General features: G+C 71.8%; 6 protein-coding genes. 4 read left to right on the forward strand and 2 right to left on the reverse strand.

The genetic code is table 11. The annotated features are described in order from the left end of the window. On the reverse strand, positions 1 to 559 hold a 559-nt coding region (locus ACFV6I_RS13280; protein WP_380425094.1), incomplete at its 3' end, for a response regulator transcription factor. Positions 560 to 647: 88 nt separating this feature from the next. Then, entirely contained in the window at positions 648 to 2,264 is a 1,617-nt protein-coding gene (locus tag ACFV6I_RS13285) for an alpha/beta fold hydrolase (RefSeq protein ID WP_380425097.1), read from the reverse strand. Between the two features lie 416 nt (positions 2,265 to 2,680). On the opposite strand from ACFV6I_RS13285, the gene ACFV6I_RS13290 reads away from it, so the two are divergent. The 4 genes from ACFV6I_RS13290 to ACFV6I_RS13305 are packed head-to-tail and all read left to right on the forward strand — an operon-like array spanning position 2,681 to position 8,576. Then, positions 2,681 to 4,588 carry an ABC transporter substrate-binding protein gene (locus tag ACFV6I_RS13290; protein WP_380369169.1) on the forward strand — a complete coding sequence of 636 codons (1,908 nt, stop codon included), beginning with the start codon at positions 2,681 to 2,683 and terminating at the stop codon, positions 4,586 to 4,588. Positions 4,589 to 4,634: 46 nt separating this feature from the next. Then, the gene (locus ACFV6I_RS13295; RefSeq protein WP_063351976.1) at positions 4,635 to 5,579 is read left to right on the forward strand and encodes an ABC transporter permease; all 945 of its coding nucleotides are present in this window, start codon (positions 4,635 to 4,637) and stop codon (positions 5,577 to 5,579) included. Then, on the forward strand, positions 5,579 to 6,496 hold the full coding sequence (locus ACFV6I_RS13300; RefSeq protein WP_079136461.1) for an ABC transporter permease: 918 nt from the start codon (positions 5,579 to 5,581) through the stop codon (positions 6,494 to 6,496). Before ACFV6I_RS13295 ends, ACFV6I_RS13300 begins: the two co-directional genes overlap by 1 nt. 19 nt (positions 6,497 to 6,515) lie before the next feature. Continuing rightward, positions 6,516 to 8,576: a dipeptide ABC transporter ATP-binding protein gene (locus ACFV6I_RS13305; RefSeq protein ID WP_380425099.1), complete on the forward strand. Its 2,061-nt coding sequence runs from the start codon at positions 6,516 to 6,518 to the stop codon at positions 8,574 to 8,576. The last annotated feature ends 150 nt before the right edge of the window (positions 8,577 to 8,726 follow it).

The raw sequence follows: 8,726 nt of genomic DNA on the forward strand, positions 1-8,726 counted from the left end.
CGCCCTCGACGTCCCGCGCTGGGCCGGCGAGTTCGCCGGTGCCCGCCGCCCCGGGGCGGGGGGGGTTTGGGGGCAGAGAGGGGGGCGCGCTCCGCCGGCGCCGGGGGGCGGGGGGGGCGCGGGGGTCCAGGGCGAGGTCGTCGAGGCCGAGTTCGGCGCTCTCGCCGCCGAGCGGCTCGGTGCGGCGGAGCAGGGCGCGTATGCGGGCCAGGAGTTCCTCGGTGGCGAAGGGCTTGGCCAGGTAGTCGTCGGCGCCGGCGTCGAGCCCGGCGACCCGGTCGCCGAGCTGGTGGCGGGCGGTGAGGACCAGGATGGGCAGGCGGTCGCCGCGCCGGCGCAGCATCCGGCACAGCGCGAGGCCGTCGAGGCGGGGCATGACCACGTCCACCACGGCGAGGTCGGGGCGCCGGTGCTCCAGGAGCTCCAGGGCCTCCTGTCCGTCGGTGGTGGTGAGTACCCGGTAGCCCTCGAAGCGCAGCAGGTGGTCGAGGGTGTTGCGGACGCCGGGGTCGTCCTCGACGACCAGGACGGTGCGCCGGGCGGCGGTGGGATCTGTCATGGTGTCATCTTCGCTGGTGGCGGGCGTGGTCATGCCGGTCGGGGGCGGTTGGTCAGCAGGTCGGGCGGTCGGTCAGGGGGTCGGCAGGTCAGCGGGGGACCGGGACGACGGGGACCGGGGGGATGTGCGCGAGGCAGGAGGTGTCGCCGACCGCGCCGGTGCGGATGAAGTGGGTGGAGATGCCCACCGCGCAGCCGGTGGACTCCATCTCCGGGATGTGCCCGCTGTTGGGCACCGAGACGAAGGCGCTGCGGCGGAACTGGGCGGCGGAAAGACGGGAGTTGGCCTCGGGGGTGTTGGTGTCGAGGTCCCCGGAGAGCACCAGGACGGGCACGTCGGGCACGTTCTTCAGGTCGGTCGGCTGCGGGTCGGCGGTGCCGCGGCGCGGCCAGGACAGGCAGTTGTCGCCGCCGTCGGTCTGCCCCTCGGTCCAGCCCTTGACGCTGAAGGCACCGAAGTCGGCCGGGTCGGCGGCGGCCAGCGCGGCCCGGTACTGGCGGCGGCGCTCGGCGGGCGGGGCGGCCGGGTCCCAGGCGCGGGCGTAGTCGTTGCAGGTGACGGCCAGGAAGGAGGCCTGGTCCTCGGTGCCGGTGTGCTCGACCTCGGCGCGCACCAGGGCGGTCAGCGGTGCGTCGTCGCCCGTGGCGAGGGCGTGCAGGGCGGCCGGCAGCGCGCCGAGCAGACCGGGCTCCTCGGGGTGCAGGCCGATGCCCCGGGTGGCGGGCTCGTACATCAGGTCGGCGAGCTTGTCCTCGCTGAAGACCACGGTGCGCGGCCTGCCGCCGAGGGCGGCGGTCAGCACCAGCGGGCGGGTGCGCAGCCGCTCGGCGGCGGTGGCGAGGTCGCGGACGGCGCCTTCCGGGTCGCAGGCCCCGCTGCGCTCGCAGATCCGGCGCAGCGTCAGGGAGACCTGCTGGGCGCCGGGCCGGGCCAGGGAGTCGAAGGCGAGCGGGTAGGCGCCGGACAGCACCATCGACTCGACCCGCTGGGGGTGGCGGTCGGCGTAGACCGGCATCAGGTAGGTGCCGTACGACAGGCCGTACAGGACCAGCTTCGGGGCTCCCAGGCGCGCGCGGGCGGCATCGAGGTCGTCGGCGGTGGCGGCGCTGGTGTAGCCGCGGGCGCGCGGGCCGAGTTCCCCGGCGCAGTCGGCGACGAGCTCGCGCTGGGCGGGGCGCGGGGCGAAGCGGTAGTCGGCCTCGGTGACGTCGCAGGGCAGTCGGCCGGAGCGGCCGGTGCCGCGCGGGTCCAGCAGGAGCAGGTCGTAGTCGTCCAGCACCCCCTGCAGTGCCCCGGCCACCTGGTCGGCGCGGTCGATGAGGGTCTCGCCGGGGCCGCCGGGGTTGAGTGCGATGGTGCCCCGGGCGGGGCCGGGGCGGCTGTGGCGCACCACCGCGTAGCTCACGCCGATGCCGCCCAGGCGCGGCTCGTCCGCCACCAGCGGGCGGCGCATGGTCGTGCAGTCGACCTGGTGCCCGGGGACGGTCGGGCACCAGGCGGGCCGGCCCGCCACCCCGGTGGGGGCGGCCTGCGCGGGCGAGGCGGTGGTGACCGGCAGCACTGCGGCCAGCACCGCCAGCGCGGCGGCGGCCAGCCCGCTCCGGCGGGCCGGCTCCTTCGCCCGGCTCGCGGTCGCGTCCGTCGCCGTGCCGGTCGTCTCTGCCGCCATGCCCGTCGCCGTGCCCGTCGCCGTGTTCGTCGTCATCGTGGTGCCCTCCGTACGTCCTGCGCGTCCTGCGGTCGGTGTGGGCACGACCCTGCCGGGTGCCGGTCAGCGGTTCGGCAGAGCGACGGCAAAGGCAGGTAAGAACTCCGGCCGGTCCCCCCGCCGGAACCACGCGACGCAGCGTCAAGATCCTTTCCTTGATGGAAACTTGACGAACACGAGTCGTCCCCAAGGCTTCTCTCTGTTCGAAAAATCGGTCTAACTAATAGCACCGGACGGGGCAGGGCCAGCACGCAGCAAGCGGCTGAAGCCCACGGACGCCGGTGCCTTCCCGCCGTCGGGAAAGCCGCTCACCTCGCCCGGCCACGGCATCGCCATGCCCGCGTCGGCGAACCGTCAGGTCGCGCAAGGAAAGAACTCGTGGTGTTCACGTGGGGGAGAGGGGCAAGTCAAGGATGACGAAGTCCGCAGGAGCGCGCAGATTCGCGCAGGTGGTGGCGCTGGTCACGGTCGTGGCAACCGCTGCGGCCTGCAGTGGCGGCGGTGGTGGGGGCGGCGGCAGCGGCAACCCGGGGCCGGCCGGAGCGGCGGTGCAGGGGGGTGTGGTGCGGGTCGCCGAGGCGCCCTCCACCTTCCCGGACGCCATCTGGCCGTTCGACTCCCCGGCCCAGGTCAGCACGGTGAACACCAGTCAGTTCCAGGAGCTGTTCTACCGCCCCCTGTACTACTGGGGCCTGAACGACAAGGTCACCCTCGACCCGGAGGTGTCCCTCGGCGAGGCGCCCACCTGGAGCGCGGACGGCACGACCGTCACCGTCCAGGTCAAGCCGTGGAAGTGGTCCAACGGTGAGGACGTCAACGCCCAGGACGTGCTGTTCTGGATCAACATGGCCAAGGCCGAGTCGTCCAACAGCGGCTACTACACCCCGCCGAACCCGGCGATCGGCGCCAAGTACTTCCCGGACAACGTGGCTTCGGCGACCGCCTCGGGACAGACCCTGACGCTGACCCTCAACACCCCGGTCAACCAGACCTGGTTCACCGACGACGAGCTCAGCCAGATCACCCCGATGCCGCTCGCCTGGGACCTCACCGGCCAGGGGCAGAAGGGCAGTTGCGCGAGCGACGCGTTCGGCTCGGACGCCGCCGCGAAGGACTGCGCGGCCGACTACGCCTACCTCAGCGCGCAGTCGACCAAGGGCGGCGACTTCGCGGGCAGCCCACTGTGGTCGGTGGTCGACGGCCCGTGGAAGCTCAAGAACTACAACGGCACCTCCGGCGCGTACGGGATCGTGCCGAACACCGCCTACTCGGGCCCGCAGAAGCCGCACCTCGACGAGGTGGACTTCGTCCCCTACACCTCGGCCACCACCGAGTACGCGGACCTGAAGGCCGGCAGCGGCGGCGCCAACGCCATCGACGTCGGCTACCTGCCGGCCGAGAACTCCCCGACCTTCAACGCCAAGAACCCGGACGCGGGCAACCCGTTGAGCAGCGCGGGCTACTACATCCCGGCCCCGACCTACCTGGACGAGATCTCGTACTACCAGATCAACTTCGCCAACCCGGCCGTAGGGCCGCTGTTCAAGCAGCCCTACTTCACCAAGGCCGTCCAGGACACCGTCGACCAGCAGGGCATCATCAACGGCATCTGGAAGGGCTGGGGCTACCCGAGCACCGGCGCCGTGCCCAGCCTCCCGGCCGGCAACCCGCTCTCCCCCAAGAGCCAGTCCGAGCGCGCCACCTACGACCCGGCGGCCGCGAAACAGCTGCTGAGCAGCCACGGCTGGAACACCGACAGCGTCCCGGCCACCTGCACCGACCCGGGCACCGGCCCGAACCAGTGCGGCGCCGGCATCGCGGCGGGCACCAAGGCCGCGTTCACGCTCGACTACCCCTCCGGCCAGGCCGCGCTGGACACCATGGCGGCGGACATGCGCTCGGACGCGGCCAAGGCGGGCATCGGCATCACCATGGTCAGCCAGACCCAGAACACCATCGGCAACGAGGGCGTGGCCTGCAGCGACGCGCAGCCGGCCGGCTGCCAGTGGCAGGGCCTGCTCTACGGCGGCTGGGTCTACGCCCCCGACTACTACCCGACCGGCGACGCGCTGTTCGCCACCGGAGCCGGGCCGAACGTCTGGAGCTTCTCCGACCCGAAGCTGGACCAGCTGATCGTCAAGACCACGACCGGCAGCGACGTCAACGACCTGTACGCCTACGAGGACTACATCGCGGGCGTCCAGCCGGTCATCTACACCCCCAACACGCTCGCGATCAGCGAGGTCACCAAGAAGCTGCACCTCGACGCCGGTGACCCCTTCCAGGGCTACGAGCCGGAGTACTGGTACTACACGAAATGACGGCCATCCGTAACGGCGTCGCCGCTGCCCCCCTCGGGGGGCGGCGGTGACGGCCTACCTCATCCGACGGCTGTTCCAGGCCCTCCTGACGGTGCTGATGGTCACCGTCATCTCCTTCGGCCTGATGCAGCTCATGCCGGGCGGCCCGGTCCGGGCGATCCTCGGCTCCCACGCCACCCCGGCCAACATCGCCCACCTGACCCAGCAGATGGGTCTGGACCGCCCCGTCTACGTGCAGTACTGGACCTGGCTGGACGGCCTGTTGCACGGCAACCTGGGCTTCGACTACATCCAGCAGCGCCCGATCTCCGACCTGCTGTTCAACGCCCTCGGCGCCTCCGCCTACATCGTCGGCGCCTCGCTGCTGCTCGCACTGCTGATCGCGGTGCCGGCGGGCCTGCTCCAGGCGACCCGCCGCAACAGCGTGCTGGACCACGCCTTCACGGTGTTCTCCTTCGTCGCCTACGGCGTGCCGACGTTCTTCATCGGCTTCCTGATCCAGCAGTGGTTCGAGGACGACCTGCACTGGGTCTCGGTGCAGGACCAGGTGGCCACCTTCGGTGACGCGCTGACCCACCCCGGGGCCGTCTGCCTGCCCGTCCTGACCCTGACCGTCACCACCGTGGCCGGCTACAGCCGGTACATGCGCTCCGGGGTGCTGGACCAGATCACCCAGGACTACGTACGGTCCGCCCAGGCCAAGGGCGCCTCCCGGCGCCGCACCCTGTACGGCCACGTGCTGCGCAACGCCCTGATCCCGATGGTCACCCTGGTCGGCCTCTCGCTGCCCGCGCTGGTCGGCGGCGCGCTGATCGTCGAGTACGTCTTCAACATCCAGGGCATCGGCCTGCTGACCACCCGTGCCGCGCTGCAGAACGACTACGGCATCACCTTGGCGGCCACCCTGCTCACCGCGGTGACCACCGTGGTCGGCTCGCTGCTGGCCGACGTCGGCTACGCCGTGCTGGACCCACGAGTGAGGCTCACCTGATGGCCCTGACACACGATTCGACGGAAGGTCGGCCCGCCTCCGCCCCGGGCGGGGAGCCGGCCGGGCGGCCCCGCTCGATGCTCCGGCGCGGCGCGGAGGTCTTCGCCGAGAACAGGCTGGCCCTGGTCGCCGTCGTCGTCCTGGTCGCGATCATCGCCTTCTGCTTCCTCGGCCCGCTGTTCTACCACGCCGACACCTCGGTGGTGAACCTCTCCGCCGTCACCCTGCCGCCGGGCGCGGGGCACCCGCTCGGCACGGACAACGACGGCATCGACGAGCTCGGCAAGGTGATGGTCGGCGGGCAGACCAGCCTGGAGATCGGCCTCGCCGCCGGTCTGATCGCCGCCGTCCTCGGCGCGCTGTACGGCGCGGTCGCGGGCTACCTGGGCGGCTGGATCGACGCGTTGATGATGCGGGTGATCGACTCCTTCATGTCCTTCCCGCTGATCTTCCTGCTGATCTACCTCAGCAGCGTCTACGGGAAGAGCAAGACCATGCTGATCCTGGAGGTCGGCCTGACCTCCTGGTTCGGCATCACCCGCCTGGTCCGCGGCGAGGCCCTGGCGATCAAGGTCCGCGAGTACGTGGCCGCGTCCCGGATGATGGGCGCGGGCGGCCGACGGATCGTGCTGAAGCACATCCTGCCCAACACCATCGGGACGACGATCGTCAACACCACGTTCTCGATCGCCGACGCGGTCTTCGCCCTGTCCACGCTCAGCTACATCGGCCTGGGCCTCCAGGCCCCCAACAACGACCTGGGGGGCATGCTCGACGTCGGCACCACCTTCGCCGGCCAGGGCTGCTGGTGGATGATCTATCCGCCCGCCGCCGTGATCATCCTGGTCATCCTGTGCTTCAACGTGATCGGCGACGCCCTGCGCGACGCCTTCGAAACCCGGCTGCAGAAGCGGTGAACCCGACGGAGGATCAGCAGTGGCGCTCCTCGAAGTGACCGGCCTGCGCACCGAGATCCGGCTGAAGCGCTCGGTGGTGCACGCCCTGGACGGCGTCGACCTCGTGGTGGACGTGGGCGAGACCCTCGGCATCGTCGGCGAGTCGGGCTGCGGCAAGACCATGACCGCCATGTCGATCATGCAGCTGCTGCCCAACGGCGGCAGCGTCGTCGACGGCCGGGTCCTGCTCGACGGCCGCGACCTGCTCGCGCTCGGCCCCGAGAAGATGGACCGGGTGCGCGGCAACGACATCGGGATGATCTTCCAGGACCCGACCACCTCGCTCAACCCGACGATGACCATCGGCCGGCAGATCTCCGAGTCCGTGCGCATCCACCGCCGGGCCTCCCGGAAGGAGGCGCACGAGCGCGCCGTCGAGGTGCTGTCCCTGGTGGGGATGCCCAGCCCGGCCCGGCGGGCCCTGGTCTACCCGCACGAACTGTCCGGCGGGATGCGCCAACGGGCCATGATCGCCATGGCCCTGGCCAACGAGCCCAAACTGCTCATCGCCGACGAGCCGACCACCGCCCTCGACGTCACCGTCCAGAAGCAGATCCTCGAACTCATCGACCACCTCAAGCAGCAGCTCGGCATGGCCGTCATCCTCGTCACCCACGACCTCGGCGTCATCGCCGGACGGGCCGACCGGATCGCCGTCATGTACGCCGGGAAGGTCGTCGAGACCACCGGCACCGAGGAGCTCTACACCCACCCCCGCCACCCGTACACCGAGGCGCTGTTCGAATCGCTGCCGGAACGTTTCGCCGAGTCCGGCGGCCGGCTCTACTCGATCCCCGGCCTGCCGCCGGACCTGACCACCCCACCGCCCGGCTGCCGGTTCGCCGCGCGCTGCCGCTACGCCACCGAGCAGTGCCACACGCAGGAGCCGCCGCTGTCCGGGGAGGTCCCGGAACACCGCTACGCCTGCTACTTCCCGGTCGGCGAGGCCGAGCCGGGCGGCCGCCCGACGGCCGTGGCGCCGCGCCCGGCGACGGCCGTAGGGGCCCCGGAGGTGCGGGCCGCTGCGGTGCCCGAGGAGGCGCCGGCCGAGCCGCTGCTGCGCATCGACAACCTGGTCAAGGAGTACGCGGTCACCAGCGGCCTGATCCTGCGCCGGGCCGTGGGCGCGGTCAGCGCCGTGGCCGACATCTCCCTGACGGTCCGCCGGGGAGAGACGCTCGGCCTGGTCGGCGAGTCCGGCTGCGGCAAGACCACCGTCGGCAAGCTCATCGTCGGCCTGGAGCGGCCCACCAGCGGCAGCCTGCTGTTCGAGGGCCGGGACCTGGCCCTGGCGCCACGGGCCGAGCGCCGCCGACTGCGCCGCGACGTCCAGCTGATGTTCCAGGACTCCTACGCGGCGATGAACCCGCGGATGCCCGTCCACTCGATCATGCGCGAGCCGCTGGACATCCACCGGGTCGACGGCCAGGCCGAGCGCGACCGGCGGATCAGGGAGATCTTCGACCTGGTCGGCCTGCCGCTCACCGCCCTGGACCGCTACCCGCACGAGTTCTCCGGCGGCCAGCGCCAGCGCATCGGACTGGCCCGCGCGCTGGCCCTGCGCCCCAAACTCATCGTCGCGGACGAGCCCGTCTCGGCCCTGGACGTGTCGATCCAGTCGCAGGTGCTCAACCTGATGAGCGATCTGCAGGGCGAACTCGGACTGTCGTACCTGTTCATCTCGCACGACCTGTCCGTGGTCCGGTACCTGTCCGACCGGATCGGCGTGATGTACCTGGGCAAGCTGGTGGAGATCGGCCCCGCGCCATCGGTGTACGCCCGGCCGGTGCACCACTACACCCGCGGCCTGCTGGACACCATCCCCGTGGCCGACCCGGTGGTGGAGAAGGCCAAGAGCAGCCGGGGCGTCGCCGGGGAGCTCCCGTCCGCGATCGACCCGCCGTCCGGCTGCCGCTTCCGCACCCGCTGCGCGGCGGCGCAGCAGATCTGCGCGGAGGTCGAGCCACCGCTCACCGCCTTCGGCCCCGACGACCACCTGGCCGCCTGCCACTTCCCCCTACGGGCCGCCCCGGTCCGCTGAATCGCGCCCCTGGCCGTGCCCCCTCCGGGAGCGGGCCGACGAGGCCGTCGGCGATAGGCACACGGCGGGCACATGGCGATGGGCACATGGCGGAGGTCACGTGGCGACGGGCACACGGCGGTGGCCTCCACCCCGAGAGCGGGGTGGAGG

The sequence above is a fragment of the Kitasatospora sp. NPDC059803 genome (genome assembly GCF_042732255.1).
In the GTDB taxonomy this organism is placed as follows: domain Bacteria; phylum Actinomycetota; class Actinomycetes; order Streptomycetales; family Streptomycetaceae; genus Kitasatospora.